General features: G+C 70.9%; 24 protein-coding genes. 7 read left to right on the plus strand and 17 right to left on the minus strand.

Annotated elements, in window-relative coordinates:
• Positions 1-10: 10 nt before the first annotated feature.
• Positions 11-826 (plus strand): alpha/beta hydrolase, encoded by an 816-nt coding sequence (locus tag AB0I88_RS16560; RefSeq protein ID WP_361024324.1) that lies wholly within the window; start codon positions 11-13, stop codon positions 824-826.
• A gap of 31 nt (positions 827-857) precedes the next feature.
• Complete coding sequence (locus tag AB0I88_RS16565; protein WP_361024239.1) at positions 858-1,379, plus strand: DUF6328 family protein; 522 nt, start codon at positions 858-860, stop codon at positions 1,377-1,379.
• Here the strand turns inward: AB0I88_RS16565 and AB0I88_RS16570 are convergent.
• The 7 genes from AB0I88_RS16570 to AB0I88_RS16600 are packed head-to-tail and all read right to left on the minus strand — an operon-like array spanning position 1,356 to position 5,626.
• Positions 1,356-1,967 (minus strand): hypothetical protein, encoded by a 612-nt coding sequence (locus AB0I88_RS16570; protein WP_361024242.1) that lies wholly within the window; start codon positions 1,965-1,967, stop codon positions 1,356-1,358. The genes AB0I88_RS16565 and AB0I88_RS16570 overlap by 24 nt on opposite strands.
• A 16-nt stretch (positions 1,968-1,983) precedes the next feature.
• Complete coding sequence (locus AB0I88_RS16575) at positions 1,984-2,385, minus strand: transcriptional repressor (protein ID WP_361024245.1); 402 nt, start codon at positions 2,383-2,385, stop codon at positions 1,984-1,986.
• Positions 2,382-2,681, minus strand: a complete 300-nt coding sequence (locus tag AB0I88_RS16580; RefSeq protein ID WP_361024248.1) for a metalloregulator ArsR/SmtB family transcription factor — start codon at positions 2,679-2,681, stop codon at positions 2,382-2,384. The genes AB0I88_RS16575 and AB0I88_RS16580 overlap by 4 nt, the downstream gene beginning before the upstream one ends.
• Before the next feature lie 30 nt (positions 2,682-2,711).
• Positions 2,712-3,581 (minus strand): metal ABC transporter permease, encoded by an 870-nt coding sequence (locus AB0I88_RS16585; RefSeq protein WP_361024251.1) that lies wholly within the window; start codon positions 3,579-3,581, stop codon positions 2,712-2,714.
• Positions 3,581-4,363 carry a metal ABC transporter ATP-binding protein gene (locus AB0I88_RS16590; protein WP_361024254.1) on the minus strand — a complete coding sequence of 261 codons (783 nt, stop codon included), beginning with the start codon at positions 4,361-4,363 and terminating at the stop codon, positions 3,581-3,583. Before AB0I88_RS16590 ends, AB0I88_RS16585 begins: the two co-directional genes overlap by 1 nt.
• A gap of 44 nt (positions 4,364-4,407) precedes the next feature.
• The gene (locus tag AB0I88_RS16595; protein WP_361024257.1) at positions 4,408-5,328 is read right to left on the minus strand and encodes a metal ABC transporter substrate-binding protein; all 921 of its coding nucleotides are present in this window, start codon (positions 5,326-5,328) and stop codon (positions 4,408-4,410) included.
• Between the two features lie 49 nt (positions 5,329-5,377).
• Entirely contained in the window at positions 5,378-5,626 is a 249-nt protein-coding gene (locus AB0I88_RS16600) for a DUF6703 family protein (RefSeq protein WP_361024260.1), read from the minus strand.
• Positions 5,627-5,661: 35 nt separating this feature from the next.
• Here AB0I88_RS16600 and AB0I88_RS16605 point away from each other — a divergent pair, with 35 nt between their 5' ends.
• The 5 genes from AB0I88_RS16605 (at position 5,662) to dusB (ending at position 9,628) form a co-directional block, all read left to right on the plus strand.
• A complete protein-coding gene (locus AB0I88_RS16605; protein ID WP_361024263.1) occupies positions 5,662-6,003 on the plus strand; it encodes an antibiotic biosynthesis monooxygenase family protein in 342 nt (113 codons plus the stop codon).
• A 43-nt stretch (positions 6,004-6,046) separates the two neighbouring features.
• Positions 6,047-6,535 carry a hypothetical protein gene (locus AB0I88_RS16610; RefSeq protein WP_361024266.1) on the plus strand — a complete coding sequence of 163 codons (489 nt, stop codon included), beginning with the start codon at positions 6,047-6,049 and terminating at the stop codon, positions 6,533-6,535.
• Positions 6,536-6,604: 69 nt separating this feature from the next.
• Positions 6,605-7,984 (plus strand): glycine--tRNA ligase, encoded by a 1,380-nt coding sequence (locus AB0I88_RS16615; protein WP_361024269.1) that lies wholly within the window; start codon positions 6,605-6,607, stop codon positions 7,982-7,984.
• 151 nt (positions 7,985-8,135) lie between these two features.
• Positions 8,136-8,444: a hypothetical protein gene (locus AB0I88_RS16620; RefSeq protein ID WP_361024272.1), complete on the plus strand. Its 309-nt coding sequence runs from the start codon at positions 8,136-8,138 to the stop codon at positions 8,442-8,444.
• 65 nt (positions 8,445-8,509) lie between these two features.
• Entirely contained in the window at positions 8,510-9,628 is a 1,119-nt protein-coding gene (gene dusB, locus AB0I88_RS16625) for a tRNA dihydrouridine synthase DusB (protein WP_361024327.1), read from the plus strand.
• A gap of 91 nt (positions 9,629-9,719) precedes the next feature.
• Here the strand turns inward: dusB and AB0I88_RS16630 are convergent, their stop codons facing one another.
• The 10 genes from AB0I88_RS16630 to AB0I88_RS16675 form a co-directional block, all read right to left on the minus strand.
• Positions 9,720-10,703, minus strand: coding sequence for an arabinan endo-1,5-alpha-L-arabinosidase (locus AB0I88_RS16630; protein WP_361024275.1), 984 nt, complete (start codon positions 10,701-10,703; stop codon positions 9,720-9,722).
• Positions 10,704-10,765: 62 nt separating this feature from the next.
• The gene (locus AB0I88_RS16635; RefSeq protein ID WP_361024278.1) at positions 10,766-11,866 is read right to left on the minus strand and encodes an MFS transporter; all 1,101 of its coding nucleotides are present in this window, start codon (positions 11,864-11,866) and stop codon (positions 10,766-10,768) included.
• 54 nt (positions 11,867-11,920) lie between these two features.
• Positions 11,921-12,997 carry a DUF2786 domain-containing protein gene (locus AB0I88_RS16640; protein WP_361024281.1) on the minus strand — a complete coding sequence of 359 codons (1,077 nt, stop codon included), beginning with the start codon at positions 12,995-12,997 and terminating at the stop codon, positions 11,921-11,923.
• A gap of 76 nt (positions 12,998-13,073) precedes the next feature.
• Entirely contained in the window at positions 13,074-14,720 is a 1,647-nt protein-coding gene (locus tag AB0I88_RS16645; RefSeq protein WP_361024284.1) for a family 43 glycosylhydrolase, read from the minus strand.
• A 252-nt stretch (positions 14,721-14,972) separates the two neighbouring features.
• Positions 14,973-15,344, minus strand: a complete 372-nt coding sequence (locus tag AB0I88_RS16650; protein WP_043526192.1) for a hypothetical protein — start codon at positions 15,342-15,344, stop codon at positions 14,973-14,975.
• 51 nt (positions 15,345-15,395) lie between these two features.
• Positions 15,396-15,884: a roadblock/LC7 domain-containing protein gene (locus tag AB0I88_RS16655; RefSeq protein ID WP_361024287.1), complete on the minus strand. Its 489-nt coding sequence runs from the start codon at positions 15,882-15,884 to the stop codon at positions 15,396-15,398.
• A gap of 38 nt (positions 15,885-15,922) precedes the next feature.
• Positions 15,923-16,933, minus strand: coding sequence for a DUF4388 domain-containing protein (locus tag AB0I88_RS16660; protein WP_361024290.1), 1,011 nt, complete (start codon positions 16,931-16,933; stop codon positions 15,923-15,925).
• Between the two features lie 30 nt (positions 16,934-16,963).
• The gene (locus AB0I88_RS16665; protein WP_361024293.1) at positions 16,964-17,314 is read right to left on the minus strand and encodes a hypothetical protein; all 351 of its coding nucleotides are present in this window, start codon (positions 17,312-17,314) and stop codon (positions 16,964-16,966) included.
• Positions 17,315-17,447: 133 nt separating this feature from the next.
• The gene (locus AB0I88_RS16670; RefSeq protein WP_361024296.1) at positions 17,448-17,954 is read right to left on the minus strand and encodes a DUF4388 domain-containing protein; all 507 of its coding nucleotides are present in this window, start codon (positions 17,952-17,954) and stop codon (positions 17,448-17,450) included.
• Positions 17,955-18,083: 129 nt separating this feature from the next.
• Positions 18,084-19,670, minus strand: a complete 1,587-nt coding sequence (locus tag AB0I88_RS16675) for a methyl-accepting chemotaxis protein (protein ID WP_361024298.1) — start codon at positions 19,668-19,670, stop codon at positions 18,084-18,086.
• Positions 19,671-19,675 lie beyond the last annotated feature (5 nt).

A 19,675-nucleotide genomic window follows, 5' to 3' on the forward strand; every position in this document is an offset into this window, starting at 1 on the left:
TGATCACGTGATCGAGGTCAAAGCCAGAGGCATGACGTTCGATGTCTACGAGGGTGGGCCCTCGGACGGCGATCCGGTCCTGCTGCTCCACGGATTTCCGCAGGACTCCCGTGAGTTCGACCTGATGCTGCCCCGTCTGCACGAGGCCGGGCTGCGCACGTACGCCCTGGATCAGCGTGGTTACTCGCCCGGCGCGCGGCCCGCGGGGGTCCGGCCGTACCGGATGTCGGAAGTCACGGACGACGCCATCGCGGTCCTCGACACCCTCGGCGTCGAGCGCGCCCACGTCGTCGGCCACGACTGGGGCGCCCAGGTCGGCTGGCAGCTCGCCGCCCGCCACCCGCATCGGGTGCGGACGCTCACCGCCGTCTCCGTGCCGCATCCGAGGGCGCTGCTGCTCGCCCTCCGGGTCCGGCCCTCCCAGCAGGCCCGGCTCGCCTACTTCGGGGTGTTCCGCTCGGGCGTCGCCGAACGGCTGCTGTCCGCCCGGCACTCCCTCGTTCTGCGGCTGATGCTGCGGCCCATCGGGATGCGCGCCGAACAGTACGTGGCGGCGATGCGCGAGCCGGGACGGCTGACCGCGGCCCTCAACTGGTACCGGGCCTTCACCAGCGAGCAGGTCTCCGGGCTGGGCGTGGTCACCGTGCCCACCACGTACGTGTGGAGCGACAAGGACGGTGTGGTCGGGCTGACCGCGGCGCTGCGCACCCGGGACTGGGTGCGGGCCGACTACGAGATGGTGGCGATGCGCGGGGTCAGCCACTGGGTGCCCGAGCAGGCGCCCCGCGAGCTCGCCGACGCCGTGCTGCGACGGATCGGGGTTTGACCGCGAGCGTGCCTGGGAACGCTTCCGCAGCATGGCGGTCGATACGCATCACACCCCCCGTGAGTCGGAGAAACAACGCTGGGATCGCAACTTCGGCGACCTGCTCCAGGAGCTGAGGGTTGCGCAGACCGGTGTGCAGATCCTCTTCGCGTTCCTGCTGACACTGCCGTTCAGCAGCGGTTTCCCGAAGGCCACCGGTTTTCAGAAGGATGTCTACATCGTCGCGCTGATCAGTGCGGCGTTCGCCACCGCGATGATCATTTCGCCGGTGGCGTTCCACCGTGCCCTGTTCCGGCAGGGCCGTAAGCCGGAGCTGGTCCGCTACGCCCACAAGATGGCGTCCGGTGGACTCGCCTTCATGCTGATCTCGATGGTCAGCAGCGTCCTGCTGATCACCGACTACATGCTGGACTGGCGGTGGGCCATCCCGCTGACCGTCGTCACCGGAGCCTGGTTCCTGACGTTCTGGGTCATCCTGCCGTTCGCCCACCGCGAGTGGGGCGACGACGACGAGGACGAGGACGAGCAGTCAGACCCGGCGACGGTGTCGTAGACCCAGCGCCCGCAGTTCCAGATCGGCGAGAGCGTCCACGGCGGCCGCGTCGCCGGACCGCCAGCTCTGCGCGATGTCCGGGCCCAGCTTGGCGAGCTGGCCGAGCGGGCGCCCGGCCAGCGCGCGCAGCGCCAGCAGATCACGCCCGGCCGCGTCGTCGCGGACCGCGGCGGCGATCCCGGCCCGGCGCATCCAGCGCAGCCGCGACGGCAGCCACAGAAACAGGACCAGAGCCAACGGTACGGCCACCGCCACCGCCGGCAGGATCAGCGCCAGCCGTCCCACGATCTCCTGCTGCTCCTGCCCGGCGTCGGCGATCGCCCGCGCGGCGTCCGCCGCACCGTTGAACGGCTCGGTCAGGTCGTCGCCGACGATCGGCACCCGGCCCACCTTGCCGCCCGCGTCAGCCAGATTGCCGGCGATGCCGTTGCCCGCGCTCTCCAGCTTCTGCCCGGGCACGGCCAGCTTCTCGACGGTGTCGTTGATCCACAGAGCCACCCGGATCCACAGGTAGACCCAGAGCACCACGACGATGTCGGTGATCAGTTGGCGAAGGGCGACGGGGACTCGGTCCGCATAGAGCTTCACACCCGAAGCGTCGCACTCAGCGTTTCGCGGCGCATTCCGGGCAGGTGCCGAAGATCTCCATGGTGTGCGAGACGTCGACGAAACCGTGCCGGCCCGCCACCTTGTCGGCCCACGACTCCACCGCCGGGCCGGCCACCTCGACCGTCCGCCCGCACGAGCGGCACACCAGGTGGTGATGGTGGCCCTGGCTGCACCGCCGGTAGAGGTGCTCGCCACCCGGCGGGCGCATCACGTCGATCTCACCGGCGTCGGCCAGACCCTGCAACGTCCGGTATACCGTGGTGAGCCCCACCCGCTCGCCCCGCTCACGCAACATCGCGTGCAGATCCTGTGCGCTGTGGAAACCCTCGGTCTCGGCGAGGACGGCACTGACGGCGCTGCGCTGCTTGGTGTTGCGGATCGTGCTCTCGGGGTTCACAGTCGGCTCTCCCTGGCGTGGCTCACGGCGTCGGTGACGATGTGGGCGACGTGTTCGTCCACCAGGGAGTATGCGATCTCCCGGCCGCGCCGCACACCCCGCACCACGCCGGCCCCGCGCAACACCCGCAGATGCTGGGAGACCAGCGGCTGCGGCGCTCCGAGACTCTCCACCAGATCGTGCACGCAGCGCTCACCCACACCCAACTCGACCACGATGGCGACACGGATCGGGGCGGAGAGCGCACGCAGCAGCGCCCCCGCGGATTCGTACGCCTCGTAACCGGTGGTCGTCATCGTTGCGACCACCGTACAGGGACCGTGTCGTCAGACATGCAGGGCGACATCGGGTGGCTCCGTGGCGGCCGGAGCACGCTCGCCGCCCCGCCGCCAACGCCGGATCAGGCCACCGCCCACCGCGGTGCCCACGAACGCGGCCAGGGCCAGCAGCACGATCGTCGCGCCGGGCGCGGTGTCCACCTCGGCGGACAGCAGGACACCCGTCCCGGCCGCCAGCACACCGATCAGCATGGCCAGCGTCATCGTGCTGCGGAACCCGCGGGTGACCTGCTGGGCGGCGGCCACCGGCACCACCATGAGCGCCGACACCAGCAGCAGCCCGACGGTGCGCATGGCGATCGTCACGGTCACCGCGGTCGTCACCGCGAGCAGCAGGTTGAGGGTACGCACCGGCAGGCCGCTGACCCGGGCGTACTCCTCGTCGTTGCAGAGGGCGAAGAGTGCCGGGCGGAACACCAGCATGGCGGCCAGCACCGCGGTGCCCAGCCCGCCGATCAGCGCGAGATCCTCCGGCGACGTGGTGAGCAGCGATCCGAACAGGTACTGCATCAGGTTGCTGTTCCCGGCGTTGTCGGAGAGCCCGACCAGCAGCACCCCGCCCGCGATGCCGCCGTAGAACAGCATGGCCAGCGCCAGGTCGCCGGAGGTGCGCCCCCGCTCCCGGATCAGCTCCACACCGACCGCTCCGGCCGTCGCCACCAGCACCGCGGTGAGTACCGGTGAGGTGTCGGTGAGCAGGCCCACGCCGACGCCGGTGAGCGCCACGTGGCCGATCCCGTCACCGATCAGCGAGAGACGGCGCTGCACCAGATAGATGCCGAGCGCCGGGGCGGCCAGGCCGATGATCACGGCGGCCACCAGGGCGTACTGCATGTAGGGGTATGCGAGAAGCTCCATCAGTACGCCTTCGTCCCCTCGGTGGGCGCCCACTCGCAGATCGCCGGCTGTGCCTCGTCGGCGTGCGGGTGCACGTGCTCGTGACCCGGCTCGGCGTGGTGGCCGACCGGCTCCGGGGGCGTCCCCTGGTACGCGATCCGGCCGTCGTGCACCACCACGGTCCGCCCGATCAGCGGCCGCAGCGGGCCCAGCTCGTGCAGCACCAGCAGGATCGTGCCGCCGTTACCGGCGAACCGGGTGAGCGCCGCGGCGAACGCCTCCTGGCTGGCCGCGTCCACGCCCGCGTTCGGCTCGTCCAGCACCAGCAGGTCCGGCCGGCCGGCCAGCGCCCGGGCGATCAGCGTGCGCTGCTGCTGGCCGCCGGAGAGGGTGGCCACCGGGTCGCCGATCCGGTCCAGCAGGCCGACGGCGGTCAGCGCGTCGCGTACCGCCGCCTTGTCCTTGGCGCCGGGGAAACGGAACACGCCGCGCCGGGCCAGCCGGCCCGACGCGACCACCTCGCCGACCGTGGCCGGCACGCCGCTGCCGGCGCCGAGGCGTTGCGGCACATACCCGATCCGCTCCCAGTGCCGGAACCTGCGCTGCGCCGTTCCGAACAGTTCGATCTCGCCGCGGCGCACCGGGACCAGACCGAGGACGGTGCGGATCAGGGTCGACTTCCCGGACCCGTTGGCGCCGAGGACCGCGACGACGTCGCCGGCCGCCACGCTCAGCGAGACGTCACGGAGGACCTCGCGGCCGTCGTAGCCGGCCGCGAGATTCCGCACCTCGACAACGGTCACGCCGCCACCTGAATCCTGAGCCCGGGGGTCGGCTCGCAGTTCGCTCATGAACACTCCAGGCCGAGCTTGAGGGCGGTCAGATTCGCCCGCATCACCGAGAGATAGTCCGCGCTGTCGTCGGTCAGACCCTCGATCGGGTCGAGAACGGCGGTCTGCGCGCCGACCTCCCGGGCGATCGTCTCGGCGACCTTCGAGCTGACCAGAGTCTCGAAGAAGATGGTGGTGGTGCCGTGCTCCTTGGCCTCGGCGGCCACCTCGGCCAGCCGCTGCGGGGACGGCTCGGTCTCCGGGTCGATGCCGGTGATGCCGATCTGGGTCAGGTCGTACCGGTCCGCCAGGTACGCGAACGCGGTGTGGCTGGTCACCAGCTCCCGCCGGGCGCAGTTGGCCAGCCCGGTCTTGAACTCGCCGTCCAGCGCGGTCAGCTCGGTGCGCAGCGTGGCGGCGCGGGCGGTGAAGTCGGCGGCGTGCTCCGGGTCGGCCTTGCCGAGCCGCGCGGCCAGCTCGCCGGCGATGGTGGCGAGCCGCTCCGGGTCGAGCCAGACGTGCGGGTCGTTGCCGCCGTGCTCCTCCTCGGCGTGCCCGCCCTCCTCCTCGGCGTGGGCGTCCGCCTCGGCGGCGGTGAGCTGCCGCACCGTGCCGGCCACGTCGAAGCCCCGGTCCCCGCCGTTCTGCTCGACCGCCTCGTCGACGGCCGGCTGGAAGCCGCTCAGGTAGACGATCAGGCCGGCGTCGGCGACCTGGCCCACCTGGCTCGCGGTGAGTTCCACGTCGTGCGGCTCGGCGCCGGGCTTCGTGAGGGTGGAGACGCTGACCACGTCGCCGCCGATCCGCTCGCTGATGAACTGCAGCGGGTAGAAGGCGGTGACGACGGAGAGCTTGCCGTCGTCGCCGTTGGCCGAGCCTCCTCCGCACCCGGTCAGGGCGGTCAGCAGGAGTACGGCGGGAAGCACGCGGCGCATCATGGCAGCAACTCTGGTCGATAATGACAATGATTGTCAAAGCCGCATGGATTCACAGGGCCTTCGCCACCACGGCGGCCACCAGAATGCTCAGCAGGACGAGCCGGACGGTTCTGGTTATACCCGACTGCACCGGCCAGGTGGTGAAGGTCAGCGTGGCCAGGCCGGCCGCGAGCACGCCGAGCAGCAGGGCGCCCACCACCCCGGGCAGGAACAGCCCGGCCAGCAGCACGACCAGCGCCACCACGAAGGCCGTGGTCGGGTTCACCCGGGCCAGGCGGTGAAGGACGGACGGTGTCACAGGGGCTCCTCCTCGCGCGTGCGTACCCTCGTCACATGCTGGTGCTCAACCGCTTCTCGGTCCCGACGGAAACGCAGGACGCCTTCCGGGAGCAGGCGCACGCCGCGCTCGCCGCTCTCGCACGCACGCCCGGTTACCGGTCCGGCCGCCTCACCCGGGCCCTGGAGGACCCGGCCGGGTGGATCCTGGTCACCGAATGGGAGTCGGTCGGAGCCTACCGGCGGGCGCTCGGCGCGTACGACGTGAAGGTGTCCGCCACTCCGCTGCTCGCGCTCTCGCTCGACGAGCCGTCCGCCTTCGAGACCCTGGCCGAGGCCGGTCCCGGCGGCGACGTGGTGATCACGGCGAGCGACCGGGCGGCCGATCCCCGGCGCTGAACACTAGGCTGTGGACATGAGTCTTGCTCCGCAAGGCGGGGACATGAGTCTCGTTCCGCCTCCACCGCCGGGTCCGGGTGTTCATCCGCCGTTCCCGGCGCCTCCGGTCGAGGGCCGTGGCAAGCGCACCGGGACGAGCCTGGGCATCACCGCGGGCGTCCTGGTCCTGGTCTGCGGCGCGGGCGCGGTCGCCACCGGCGGGTTCCTCACCGCCTTCGGCAACGCGCTCGACGAGCAGGCCCAGGTGGTCGTCGGCCGCTACCTCGACGACGTCAAGGAGCGCGACTTCGACGGGGCCTACCGGCAGTTGTGCCAGGCCGCGCGGGACGAGGAGAGCCAGGCCGCCTACGTGGCCCGGATGTCCGCCACCGAGCCGTTCAACTCCTACCGTCTGGGAGAGCTGGCGCTCGGGGTGCGGATCGTCCTGCCGGTCGAGCTGGTCTACCCCGGCGGCGGGTCGGAGCAGCAGGAGGCCGTGCTCGGGCAGAACACCACGACGGGCAAGTTCGAGGTGTGCGACCTCGGGGAGTAATCTCGCTTTTCGTCCAATCCCTTACCGATTTCCCCGCCGACACCCAGCCGGCGTAGGAGGAGACCGCACATGCCTGCCGATCGTATCGACAGCGTCGTCAGCCTGGCCAAGCGCCGGGGCTTCGTCTTCCCCTCCAGCGAGATCTACGGAGGCACCCGTTCGGCCTGGGACTACGGTCCGCTCGGTGTGGAGCTGAAGGAGAACGTCCGCCGGCAGTGGTGGCGGACCATGGTCCAGCAGCGCGACGACATCGTCGGCCTGGACTCGGCGGTCATCCTGTCCAAGGACGTGTGGGTCGCCTCCGGTCACGTCGAGGCGTTCACCGACCCGCTGACCGAGTGCCAGTCCTGCCACAAGCGCTTCCGGGCCGACCACCTGGAGGAGGCCTACGAGGCCAAGCACGGCACGCTGCCGTCCTCGCTGCAGGAGCTGAACTGCCCGAACTGCGGCAACAAGGGCACCTTCACCGAGCCGAAGAACTTCAACGGCCTGATGAAGACCTTCCTCGGCCCGACCGAGAGCGCCGACGGCCTGCACTACCTGCGGCCCGAGACCGCCCAGGGCATCTTCGTCAACTACAACAACGTGGCCACCGCGGCGCGTAAGAAGCCGCCGTTCGGCATCGCCCAGATCGGCAAGAGCTTCCGCAACGAGATCACCCCGGGCAACTTCATCTTCCGTACGCGTGAGTTCGAGCAGATGGAGATGGAGTTCTTCGTCGAGCCCGGCACCGACGAGAAGTGGCACGAGTACTGGCTGCAGGAGCGCTGGAACTGGTACCGCGACCTCGGCCTGTCCGAGTCCAACCTGCGGTTCTACGAGCACCCGGCGGAGAAGCGGTCGTTCTACTCCACCCGGACCGTCGACATCGAGTACCGGTTCATGTTCGGCGGCAGCGAGTTCGCCGAGCTGGAGGGCATCGCCAACCGGACGAACTACGACCTGTCGACCCACTCGAAGCACTCCGGTGTCGACCTGTCCTTCTTCGACCAGGAGAAGGGCGAGCGCTGGGTGCCCTACGTCATCGAGCCGGCGGCCGGCCTCACCCGCGCGGTGCTGGCGTTCCTGCTCGAGGCGTACGACGAGGACGAGGCCCCGAACACCAAGGGCGGCGTCGACAAGCGCACCGTTATGCGGTTCGACCCGCGGCTCGCCCCGGTGAAGGTCGCCGTCCTGCCGCTGTCGCGCAACCCGGAGCTGTCCCCGAAGGCCAAGGGTCTCGCCGCGGATCTGCGTAAGCGCTGGATCGTCGAGTTCGACGACTCGCAGGCGATCGGCCGCCGTTACCGTCGCCAGGACGAGATCGGCACCCCGTTCTGCGTCACGGTCGACTTCGACACCCTCACCGACAACGCGGTTACGGTGCGCGACCGCGACACGATGAAGCAGGAGCGGGTCTCGCTCGACCACATCGAGGACTACCTGATCAAGCGCCTGCCGGGCTGCTGATCCCGACGACGTGCGAGGCCGGGCCCGCGGGCCCGGCCTCCGCCGTCCTCAGAACTCGAAACCGCCGGGCCGCCCGTTGCGCTCGGCGCCGGGCCCTTCACCGGCCTACCCTCCACCCCTGGAGACGTCGTTGCCTACCGTGGAAGAGCGCTTGACCGCACTGGAGGATCGTATGGATGAGCAGGAGCGACTCCGTGCCAGCCAAGATCAGGATTTGAGCGACATCGGCGAGAAGCTGAGGGTGCAGGGTGAGCTCATGAAGGCCCTCGCGATCACCCAGTCCGAGCACACCGCGACGCTGTCGAAGCACACCGCGATCCTCGACAGGCACACCGCGATGCACAGGGAACATGCCACGGCACTCGCGATGCTCCAGCTCGACATGGGTACCGTCAAAGACGGGATGCGGCAGATCGTGGGGATGCTGGACCGCTTGATCGAGCAGGACGGTCAGCAGTAGCCGAGCGGCCGATTCGAGGTCGCCGGGCAGGGCGTGTCACCCTAGGACGCGTGATTGCACCGCTCATGCTCGGCGACCAGGCCGTCAACCCGCCCGTCGTGCTCGCGCCGATGGCCGGGATCACCAACGTGGCGTTCCGGCGGCTGTGCCGGGAGCAGGGCGGCGGGGTCTACGTCTGCGAGATGATCACCACCCGGGCGCTGGTCGAGCGGATCCCCAAGACGCTCAAGATGATCGCGTTCGCGGAGGACGAGGGTTTCCGCAGCCTCCAGCTCTACGGCGTGGACCCGGACGTGACGGCGGCCGCGGTCCGGATGGTCGGCGAGGACGGCCTGGCCGACCACATCGATCTGAACTTCGGGTGCCCGGTGCCGAAGGTGACGCGGCGCGGCGGCGGCTCGGCCCTGCCGTGGCGGCGCCGGCTCTTCGGGCGGATCGTCGGCCAGGCGGTCGAGGCGGCGAAGCCGTTCGGGATCCCGGTCACCATCAAGATGCGCAAGGGCATCGACGACGACCATCTGACGTACGTCGAGGCGGGCCTGGCCGCGCAGGACGCCGGTGTGGCCGCGGTGGCCCTGCACGCCCGCACCGCGGAGCAGCGCTATTCGGGCCGGGCCGACTGGGACGCGATCGCCACCTTGAAGCAGGCGCTGGACGTGCCGGTGCTGGGCAACGGCGACATCTGGGAGGGGTCGGACGCGCTGCGCATGGTCGAGCACACCGGCTGCGACGGCGTCGTGGTGGGCCGTGGCTGCCTGGGCCGCCCGTGGCTCTTCGCCGATCTGGAGGCGGCCTTCACCCAGGGTGCCGACTACCGGCCGGTGCTGCCGGCCCTGGGCGAGGTGGCGAAGATCATCGCCCGGCACGCGCAGCTGCTGGTCGAGGCGCTGGAGGACGAGCGGCACGGCTGCGCCGACTTCCGCAAGCACGTCGCCTGGTATCTGAAGGGTTTCCCGGTCGGCGGCGAGCTGCGCCGCGAGCTCGCGATGATCTCGTCGCTGGCCGAGCTGGACGACCTGCTCGCCGAGCTGGACCCGGCGGTGCCGTTCCCGGCCGAGGCGCTGGGCCAGCCGCGCGGCCGGGTCAACGCGCCCGGCAAGGTGTCGCTCCCGCACGGCTGGCTGGACAGCCGCGACGACGAGTCCGTCCCGGAGGGCGCCGAGACCGACGAGTCCGGCGGCTGACGCCCGCGCCGGCGATGCCCCGGCCGCGTACCGGCGACCGGGGCATCAGGTGTCAGGCCGTCAGGCCGTCGTCTTCCACTGGACACGCATCTCAGTACACCGTCGGCCAGCCGGAGGAGCTCCAGCTCAGCAGGTTGATGCCGAGTCGCGCGTCCCCGGCGGCGGTGTAGTAGTGGTAGATCAGCACGTCCTGCGTGCCGTCCTTGATCACCGCCGGGTGCCCGGGACCGTGGACCGCGTCGTGCGAGGCCAGGATCTCGGTGCCGCCGCCCGCGGTCATCAGCGTGCCGGCGCGGTCCTTGTACGGCCCGGTGATGCTGGTGGACCGGCCGACCATGGTCCGGTAGGTGCTGGACGCGGCCCTGCAGCAGAGGTCGAACGCCACGAACAGGTAGTAGTAGCCGTTGCGGTAGTAGACGTGCGGCGCCTCGATCGACTTGCTGTCGACGAACCGCTCGGCGATGTGGTGGATGGTGCTGTCGGCCCGTTTGCCGGTCGACGGGTTCAGCTTGACCATCTTGATGCCGCTCCAGAAGGAGCCGAAGCTGAGGTACCACTCGCCGGACGGGGTGACCGTGAGGTTCGGGTCGATCGCGTTGTAGCCGCTGGTGGCGGTGCTCTCGATGACCTTGCCGTAGTTGGTCCAGGTGCCGGCCGCGCCGGTGGTGCTGCCGGCCAGGAAGATCGCCGACTTGCTGGAGCCGAACGTCGAGGCGGAGTAGTACATCAGGTATTTGCCGCCCCGGTAGGAGATGTCCGGGGCCCAGAGGTTGGTGTCGCCGTTGGTGTACGCGTCGGCCCACGGCGTGCCGTTGGGGAATGCTTTGCCGGCGTCGGTGAACTTCGTCCGGTCGGTGGACGTCTTCAGGCCGATGCCGGGCGCCGTGTAGGCGAGGATGTAGCCGCCCGCCGGCTTCTTCACCATGGTCGGGTCGTGCGCGAACGTCGAACCGGTCACCACGCCCGGGTTCGGGTAGGTGGCGGCGTCGGCCCTCGTCAGGCCGTAGGCGCTGGCCGACACAGCCAGCAGGCCGGTGGCGCCGGCCAGGAGGATCTTGCGGAGGCGCGCTCGCATGGGGGATTCGCCTTTCGATGGGGGAACGCTCTTCAGGTGTCCGGGGGAGCCGAAAAGGTTGCTCAGTGGATGCGCCTTCCGGGCCAGGACAACAGAAAAGTGAGCAGCAACGGCAGAGCCATGGCCGCGACCATGTGAGAAACCGGTACAGGAAGGGCGAAAGCCGCATAGAGGGCGACCGCGCACACCTCGGCGCCGAACCCGGCGACCGACAGGGCGGTGGCCCGGGCCGGACCGGTGATCGCGTCCTGGAGGCGGGCCTCGGCGTGCACCATGGCGAACTGGAGCAGACCGAACGCCACCGACACCGGGATCATCCCGGCCGGGTGCGGCACCAGCGCGCCACCGGCCAGCAGGACCGCCGCGAGCGCCAGGGCGCCCGCCAGCGGACGCGAGGTGGTGGGTGGGAGGCGTCCGGCGAGCGTGTTCCCGGCGGCCATCGCGAGTGAGGTCACCGCGAAGAGCAGGGGTACGGCCGAAGTAGCCGTTCCCATCTCCCGGGCGAGCAGCGGCAGATACTCGTCGAGGGCGCTCAATCCCGGGACGGCGGCCGCCACGAACAGCACCCGGATCACGCCGCGACGGGTGACGGCGCGAAGACCCGACCGGAGCATCGACGGTGCGGAATCGTCGTCGTCGCCCGTACCGGAAAGGGGTTGTTCGGGCAGGCGCAGCGCGAGCAGACCACCCAGGGTGACCGTCACGACGCTGATGGCGCCCACCAGGAGGTAGCCGCCCGCCAGATGGGCCGGCCCGGCCAGTAGCGTGGCCACCAGCATGCCGAGCAGGCCGGCGGTGCGTGCCCGGCCGATCACCCGGGCGTAGGCCGTTCCGTCGCCGAGCCGGTCGTAGACGAGCGCCTCGAGCGTGCCGGACGAGAACGCCCCGCCCAGCCCCCACAGCACGAAGCCCAGGGCGAAGCCGGGATAGGACGGCCAGAGCAGCCACGTGCCGAAACCGGCGGCCGTGATGATCTCACCGAGGGCGTAGAGCCGCTTGCGCGACCAGGCGTCGGCGAGCGCCCCGGCGGGGATCTCACACGTGAACGAGACCACCGACCAGATGGCGAACAGTGACGAGATCTCGCCGGTGGTGAGCCCGGCGTCGGCGAACAGCAGCGCGTAGACCGGGTAGAGGAGCACCCCCTCCTGGAGGGCGTGCACCGCATACAGATGTCAGCGTCAAGTCGGGTGCATGCCCTCAGTCTGCCGTGGCCGTCAACGCAATTCGGCCTCGTCGGCGGCGGCCCGGCCGGACTCCCAGCCCTCCAGGCTCTCCACCCGGCTGCCGCGTGCCCGCACGGTCCGCGGGAACGCCCGGTCCATCGCCTCGTGCACCTGCACCTCGCGGCGGCGCAGGACCGGCAGCAGATCACCGTGACCGGTCATCTCACGCTCGGTGACCTGCCGCATCCGTTCCCCGATGCGTACGCCGTACGCGACCAGGAAGGACCGTTTGAACGCCTTGAGCCGCGCCTTGCGGACCGACTTCTCGTCGCGAACCATCGCCCGGTTGGCCTGCACCAGCAGCGAGGTGTAGAGCAGCTCCACCGCGTCGATGTCCGCGTCGAAGCCGAAGATCGTGCTGAACCCCAGCTCCGGCGACCAGACCGTGCGGCAGGTGTTGGCCCGTGCCACGGCGTCCAGCAGGCCCGCCTTCTCACTCTCGTACGGGTGGTCCACCCCGATCCGCCGGGCGAACGGTGTCATGTCCACGGCCGGGGCGGTGACCTCCTCGATCCGGTACCGGGTGATCAGCTCCTGGGCCTTGGCGCTGTACGACTCCGCCTCGGCCGGGAAGTCGGTGGCCTCCGCCTTGGCCAGCAGTGCCCGGACCCGGTCGAGGATGCGCCGGTCACCGTGCTGCGGCACGGTCGTGAGCGGGGTGCCGGGCGGCGGGACGAGGATGTCGATGCGGGGCATCCGGCGCAGCTCGGCGAGCAGGGCGAGCGAGGCGTCCAGCACGGCGATCCGGTCCGGTCGGCGGCCCTCGGGGGCGCGCAGCGCGTCCGCCTGGGCCTGCCAGCGCTCGTCGACCGGGCTGCGGCCCCGGGCGAAGTCGCGGGCCGCGTCGGCGACCAGCCGGGCCTGGATCGGGTTGCCGCGCCGGGCGACCGCGCGGTGCAGCTCGGCCGGCTGCCAGCCGTTGCCGAAGAGCCGGTCGAACTCACCGCTCAGCGCGGCGGTCAGTGCGGCGTCCACCTCGGCGGACGGTGCGCCGGTGAGGGCGTCCAGAGCGTCCTCGTGATCGAGGGTCCCGGATCGCACCGCCTCGATGATCTGCCGGGACGTCATGGGTGGGAATGGTAGTTGCCGGGGTCCTGGTTCCCGGCCAGGACCCCGGCGCCGTGACCACCGAGCGGCCGGACGGTCACGGAGTCAGCAGCAGGACCTCCCGGTTCTGCCCGTTCTGTCCGGCCAGACGGTATCCGCCGGTGGCCAGTGCCTCGATGCGCCACAGGGTGCCGCCGAGCGCTTTTCGACTGAACGAGTCGGTGATCCGGTACCAGCCGTCAGCCGTGTGGGTGAACCGCCAGCTCCTGCCGATCAGCCGGGTGTTGTCCCGGTCGGTCAGCAGCACGTCGCCGACCGGCTGGATCCGGAAGCCCTGGCAGTCGCCGGCGGCGTACGTCTGGACGGCCGCGCCCACGCCACCGCAGCCGGTGGGCTGCAGGGCCCGCCCGGCCAGCGGGTTCACGATCCGGGACCAGCCCTCGGTGCTCGGCGTCAGCCGGAACCGCTGGCAGTCGTTGGCCAGCCAGCCCCACTGGGCCACCCGGGCGCCGTCGGCGTCGACGCAGGCGGCCACCTCGGCCACCTTGTTGCTCTTGCGGTTGGTCAGGCTCACGTAGCCGGAACCGCGGTCGATGAGCCGCCACTGCTGGCAGACGTCCGTGCTGTCGGCGGCGGCCAGGGTGATGTCGGCGCCCTCGTAGCCGCAGGTGTCGTTGGCCAGGGCCGCGCCGCTGTCGGCGTGGACGAGCTGCACGTAGGCCGGGCCGTGCCCGTGGCCGCCGTTGCCGCTGAGCGGGTCGGACAGCCGCGGCCAGCCGTTCACCCACCGGATCCTGCGGATCGAGCCCTTGGGGGCGCCGTCGTCCGCGGCGTCGTAGTAGTGGTGTGCGAACAGGTCGCCGTAGACGTCACCGTGGCCCGGCCCGGTGAAGTCGTTGTAGCCGGCCAGGATCTGGGTGCCGCCGCCGTCGGTCATGGCGACGCCGTCCGCGTCCACGTACGGCCCGGTGATGGTGCGGGACCGGCCGACCATCACCCGGTAGTCGCTGTTCAGGGCCCGGCAGCAGAAGTCGAAGCTGACGAACAGGTAGTACCAGCCGCCGTGGTAGGTCACCGACGGGCCCTCGATCGCCATGCCGTTGCGGGAGGCGATCCGGTGCTCGGTGGTGTCGGTGGTGGACAGCAGGCCGGTCTTCGGGTCCAGGCGCCGCATCCGCAGGCCGTCCCAGAACGAGCCGTAGGACAGGTACGCGTTGCCGGCCCGGTCGAAGCTGACGTCCGGGTCGATGGCGTTGACGTTCTCGACGCCGCTGGTCGTGCGCATCACCATGCCCCGGTCCACCCACCGCGGGTTCTCCAGGGATCTGGTGGTGGCCAGGCCGATCACCGAGTTGTTGGTGCCGAACGACGAGGCCGCGTAGTACAGGCGGTACTCGCCGTCGAAGTAGTTGATGTCCGGCGCCCAGAAGTCGGCCGGGGTGACCCCGAGCTCCGCGACCACCCAGGCCGGCGGGGTGTCGAAGACGGTGTCGACATAGGTCCAGTTGATCAGGTCGGTGGACCGGCGGACCGGCAGGTAGGTGCGGGTCCCGCTGTCCCCGGTGATGATCTCGTAGTAGTAGCGCCCCTGTTTGATGATCGAGGGGTCGTGGGCGACCGGGTCGGGATTGACCCGCTCCGGAGCGGGATCGGGAGTGGCCGCGTGGGCCGGGACCGCCGGGAGGGCGGTCATCAGCACGGCGGCGAGCAGAGTGCCCAGGCGCCGTTTCGGGAGCAGTTTCACAAGGTCCTCACAGACGGATGCGCGGCACACGGTGCTGGCACACCGGGCGCCGATCTGCAGGCACGAAAACGCATGTCAGACGATGCGTTCGCGCTCTGACGCTGTCTTTGCAGCGCTGCAAAGACAGGATGCACGCGCCTCGATCGGACGGCAAGGGGTAACGTCCCGGAAACCTTGTTCGCAATCACCGCGGCGGCGGGGAGGGCGGTGCGAGCCCTCCCCGCCAGGGGTGGCGATCACGCCTCGCCGGCCTCAGACGTCGAGGTCGTTCTCGATGCGCCGCAGCTGGTGGCGGGACATCGCGAGGTTCGCCCGGTCCCGCCGCAGCGCGACGTAGAGGAACAGGCCCTTCCCGGACCGGCTCGTGAGTGGCCGGATCATGTGGTACTGCGTGTCCAGCGTGATCAGGATGTCCTCGATCTTCTCGGAGAGGTTCAGCATCTCCATGGCGCGCAGTTTGGCTCGTACCACGTCGGTGTTGCCGGCGGCCGCGACCGTCAGGTCGAGGTCCTTGCCGCCGCCCAGGGTGCCCAGGGCCATGCCGCTGGTGTGGTCCACGAGCGCGACGCCGATACAGCCGTCGATCTCCATGATTTCCTTGAGTGCGGTGTCCATGTCGGGCATGGGATTCGTTCCTCCGTTGGGTGGGATGGGTTCGGTGAAGCGGTCAGGCCGTCAACCGGTCGCCTGGCGGCGCCGGGCGACGTTGGGCAGGGTGGCCATCGGGGTCCGCCGGGCCAGCGGAGTCGATGGACCGGTCTGCACGGGGATCTCCGGCCGCAGCTGCGGCGCGGTCTCCAGGGCGAGGATCCGGATCAGCCGGCGTACGCAACGCCGCGCCTCGAGATGGACCATGGCGAGGTTCGCGTCACCTGAGGTGACCACGGTGAGCAGGGCATTGGGCCCCGCGGTGTACGAGGTGATGTAGCCGCCGTCGCACTCGACCACCGACTCCCGCAGCTCGCCGTGATTGACCGCGTGCGCGAAGCGCCGGGCCAGGGCGAGGTGGGCCGCGGCCAGAGCCGCGAGGGTGTCCGGCTCGATGCCGTGCGAATCGTGCGCGACGACCAGCCCGTCGGCGGTGGCGAGCACGCTGCCGGACAACTCCGGCACCCTGGTGCGCAGGCGGCCGAGTTCCTCGAGTACCGCCGGATCCACCGTCATCCTCTCTTCGCTCCTTCGGCTGGTCGGGGGTGCGCGCGTCACCGCAGTGCCCGCAAGGCGGTGCGTATGCGCTTGAGCAGGACCTCGTCGGTGCCCTGGTGCACCGGCGGGTTATCGGTGGCCAACTCCTTCGGCAGCTTCGCGCCGGGTTTCCGGCGGGCCAGGCGAGGTGGCCGGTTCATCGGGGTGTTGCTCTCACCGGCCGCGGCGGCCGGCGGGGGGTCACTGTTCGGAGGCGGGTGCCGGGCCGCGGGTTCCGGGCCTTTCGAACCCGAGATCACCGGTACGGCCGGAGCGGCCCGATCCCGCGGCACCGAGGCGCCGCGGGGGTGCGGCAGCCGCACGAACTCCGGCACGTCCACGGTCCGCGTCTCGGGCAGCTCGATCAGCCCGGCCGCGGCCAGCCGGCGCAACTCCTGGATGGTCGCGTATCCGGCCCGGCCCAGCAGCTGGGCCAGGTCGGCCGGGGTGCGCTGACCGTCGGCGTGGACCAGCAGCTCCCACTGCGCGGCGGTGACCGTCACCCGTTCCCGGGGCGGCCGGGTGACCGGGCTGACCGGCGCCACGTCGATCCGCCGGTTCGGGAAGATCTCGTCGAGCAGTCGGATCCGGCGGCGCACCTCCCGGTTGACCGCGGCCGCGTCGATGTGCACGACCGCGCCCAGCCAGTGGGTCGCCCCCGGCAGGAAATCGATCGGCGCCGCGTCCGCGCCGAGCACGAAGTACGCCGCGTCGTACGTCGCGCCGAGCACGCACAGCTCCAGCTCGCCCTGGGTGAGGTGGCCCTGTTCGACCAGCAGCCGGCCCACCCGGGCGGTCGAGGTGCCCAGGTCGAGCGCGTTCTGCCAGGTCCGCCCGGCGAGCCGCCCGGACGAGGTGAGCAATTCGCCCACCCCGGGCGCGGACGGCGACTCGGCGTAGATGACCCGCCCCTCGAAGACGTAGACCGTGCCGCCGGGGTGGCCACCCACCATCAGCGCTCCGGTCTGCCGCGCACCGGCGACCTGCGTGAGCAGGTTGCCGGGCGCGGCGGTCTTCGTCAGGGCCACCGATCGCTCCTTCGTCTTCAGTGGATCCGGTCACCGGGCCGCGACCAGTTCGTCGGCCAGGCGTTGCATCATCCGGCGGGCCACGGCGAGATTGCCGCGGATCCGGTCCAGCCACACGTAGAGCACCAGGCGGCTGTCGAACTCCGTCTGGACCATCCGCAGGAGGTGATAGCCCCCGGCAGTGGTGATGATCAGGTCTTCCAGCAGGTCGTGCGGTACGGCCGAGACGAACAACGATCGGCTGTTCGCGGCCTGGACCACCTCGGCCGTTCCGGCGGCGGCGGCCTCGTGGTCCTCGTTCGGCGCGGCTCCGGTCGTGGCGACCGGGAAGCCCGTGGTGTAGTCGACGATGCTGGCGCCGACCGCGCCGGGGATCGTCATGGCTTCCTGTAGACAGTGGTCGACGCCGGGCACTTCACTCCTCAGCGTTGCGGTCGGCGGTCAGGCGTTTCCGGTCCGCCACCGTGGGCCATCCTCCGGTGACCGTGCGACTACAAGTCGCACGGATTGTGCGTCATGGTCCAGTGGCCGGAACCCGTCTGCGGTGCCGGCGTGGACGCGGCACGGCCCGCAGCCGGGCCGCCGTGAGATGGCCCGGCGAGCCCAGGTCGACCCCGGCCACCTCACCCAGCCAATGCCGCTCGCCGGGCACGAACCGGGCCGGCGCGTCGGCCTGCTGCAACAGCGCGTGGGTGGCGTCGGCGATCACCGCCACCACACGCAAGGCCAGCTCGTTCTGCCCGAGCCAGCCGCCCCGCACCAGCATCCGGCCGACCCGGTGGGTGCCGCGGCCCTCCGCGTACACGGCCCGCCAGGTCTGCGGGGCGAGCCGGCCGGACGACACCAGCCGTTCGCCGAGGCCCGGGCAGGCGGGCGACTCGGCGTACGAGATGCGGCCGGCGATCAGGTAGAGCACCCCACCCGGGACGCCGCCCACGTGCAGCGCGCCGGTCCGGCCGGACTCGCCCAGTTCGGTGAGCAGGCGCCGCATCGACGCGGTCGCCGGTGAACCAGGAATCACGGATCGTCATCCTGAGGCAATCATCGAGTGACGTCGTCGCACGGCCGGTGCGCTGTCTCGTATCGATTCACCCGCCCGGGTTCGGGCGACCTGGCCGGCGGGCCGCTCGGCAGCCGGCCGAGCACAGCCTCAGTAGCGGAACTGGCCGATCAGCGCCCGGATGTCGTCGGCCGCGCCGCTGACCAGCTCGGCCGAGTGCCGCGTGGTGTTCGCGCCCTCCGCCGTGAAGGCGCTCGACGAGGTGATGTGCGACACCGTGCCGCTGATCTCGGTGGCCGCCGCGGACACCGCGCCCACGTTGCGGGCCAGAAGATCAGTGGTGGCCGACTGCTGCTCGACGGCCGCCGCGATCGTCCGCTGGCCGTCGTCGACCCGGGTGATCACCGCGGCGATCTCCTCGATCGCCTCGGCCGTCGAGGTGGTCATCTCCTGGATCGCGTGAATCTTCGCGGTGATCTCACCGGTCGCCTGCGCGGTCTCCTGCGCCAGATCCTTGACCTCCGTCGCCACCACGGCGAACCCCTTGCCGGCGTGGCCCGCCCGGGCCGCCTCGATACTCGCGTTCAGCGCCAGCAGATTCGTCTGCTCCGCGATGTTGGTGATCATCCGGACGATGTCGCCGACCTCCCGGCTGGCCTCACTGAGCCGGGCCACCGCCTCCGCCGTCCGGGTGGCGGTCGACGTCGCCTCGCTCGTGGTGGACGCCGCCGACATGGCCTGCTTGGCGATCTCCCGGATCGACGCCGACAACTGCCCGGTGGCGGTCATCATGTCGGTCACCGACCCGGACACGTGCGCGGCCGAACTGTCCGCGCTGCGCGCCTGCGACGACGTCTGCTCCGCCGAACCGTCCAGCTCCCCGGCGAGCATCTGCAGGTCCACGCTGGCCTCGCTGAGACTGCCGACCCGGTCCGCGGTCGTCGCCACGGTGCTCCGGATCTCGGCGAGCGCGTCGTTGAGGGCCTGCGCCATCTCGCCGAACTCGTCCTGGTTGATGATCGGCGCCCGTACCGTCAGGTCCCGCTGGGCCACGGCGCGCAACGTCTCCCGCATCCCGCGCAACGGCCGGCGGACCGCCCGCACGGTCAGCACGCACGCGATCACCGTGAGCAGGTTCGCGACGCCGGCCGCGACCTGGATGAACAGGGTGCTGTCCGCCGACGCCGTCCGCCCCCGCGCACCGGCCGCCGTCACCTCCGCCGCCACCGCCTCGTCCAGCCCGCCCAGACTCTCCTCGAGCGCGGAGAACCGTTCCAGGAAATCGCTCAGCGAGCCCCGGGCCGCGGCACGGTCGGCCGACGCGGCCGCCACCGTGGCGACCGCCGCGTCGCCGTACTCGATGATCGACGGGCGGGTCTCCGCGTAGTCGGCCCGCAGCGCCGCCGGAGCGACCGAGGCCGCCGCGTCGAACTTGTCGATCATCGTCCGGGCGTGCTCGGCGACCGCGTCCACCTCGTACTCGGTCCGCTGCGCCCCGGTGGTCGCGTACATCGCCGACATCACGTCGGCCCGCAGCGCGTCGTGCATCATGTCCGCGTTCCACTGGCTGCTCATCCCGGCGCTGGCCGCGACGATCTCCTCGATCGCCGCACTCTGGTCCTCCGAGTTGCGCACCGCGAAGCCCGTCACCAGCGCCACGGAGAAGAGCCCGGCGGCGCCCAGGATCACCAGACGGCCGACTATCGAGATACCACGACGGCGCGAAACGGACTCCACGGTTG

Origin of the sequence: Actinoplanes sp. NPDC049802, assembly GCF_040656595.1 — a bacterium.
GTDB lineage: Bacteria > Actinomycetota > Actinomycetes > Mycobacteriales > Micromonosporaceae > Actinoplanes.

What these genes read in the sequence shown, in the direction of transcription:
- AB0I88_RS16565 (WP_361024239.1), top strand. Translation starts at nt 858, where the DNA reads ATGGCGGTCGATACGCATCACACCCCCCGTGAGTCGGAGAAACAACGC.
- AB0I88_RS16580 (WP_361024248.1), bottom strand. Translation starts at nt 2,681, where the DNA reads ATGACGACCACCGGTTACGAGGCGTACGAATCCGCGGGGGCGCTGCTG.
- AB0I88_RS16585 (WP_361024251.1), bottom strand. Translation starts at nt 3,581, where the DNA reads ATGGAGCTTCTCGCATACCCCTACATGCAGTACGCCCTGGTGGCCGCC.
- AB0I88_RS16595 (WP_361024257.1), bottom strand. Translation starts at nt 5,328, where the DNA reads ATGATGCGCCGCGTGCTTCCCGCCGTACTCCTGCTGACCGCCCTGACC.
- AB0I88_RS16605 (WP_361024263.1), top strand. Translation starts at nt 5,662, where the DNA reads ATGCTGGTGCTCAACCGCTTCTCGGTCCCGACGGAAACGCAGGACGCC.
- AB0I88_RS16610 (WP_361024266.1), top strand. Translation starts at nt 6,047, where the DNA reads ATGAGTCTCGTTCCGCCTCCACCGCCGGGTCCGGGTGTTCATCCGCCG.
- AB0I88_RS16615 (WP_361024269.1), top strand. Translation starts at nt 6,605, where the DNA reads ATGCCTGCCGATCGTATCGACAGCGTCGTCAGCCTGGCCAAGCGCCGG.
- dusB (WP_361024327.1), top strand. Translation starts at nt 8,510, where the DNA reads ATGCTCGGCGACCAGGCCGTCAACCCGCCCGTCGTGCTCGCGCCGATG.
- AB0I88_RS16630 (WP_361024275.1), bottom strand. Translation starts at nt 10,703, where the DNA reads ATGCGAGCGCGCCTCCGCAAGATCCTCCTGGCCGGCGCCACCGGCCTG.
- AB0I88_RS16640 (WP_361024281.1), bottom strand. Translation starts at nt 12,997, where the DNA reads ATGACGTCCCGGCAGATCATCGAGGCGGTGCGATCCGGGACCCTCGAT.
- AB0I88_RS16650 (WP_043526192.1), bottom strand. Translation starts at nt 15,344, where the DNA reads ATGCCCGACATGGACACCGCACTCAAGGAAATCATGGAGATCGACGGC.
- AB0I88_RS16655 (WP_361024287.1), bottom strand. Translation starts at nt 15,884, where the DNA reads ATGACGGTGGATCCGGCGGTACTCGAGGAACTCGGCCGCCTGCGCACC.
- AB0I88_RS16665 (WP_361024293.1), bottom strand. Translation starts at nt 17,314, where the DNA reads ATGACGATCCCCGGCGCGGTCGGCGCCAGCATCGTCGACTACACCACG.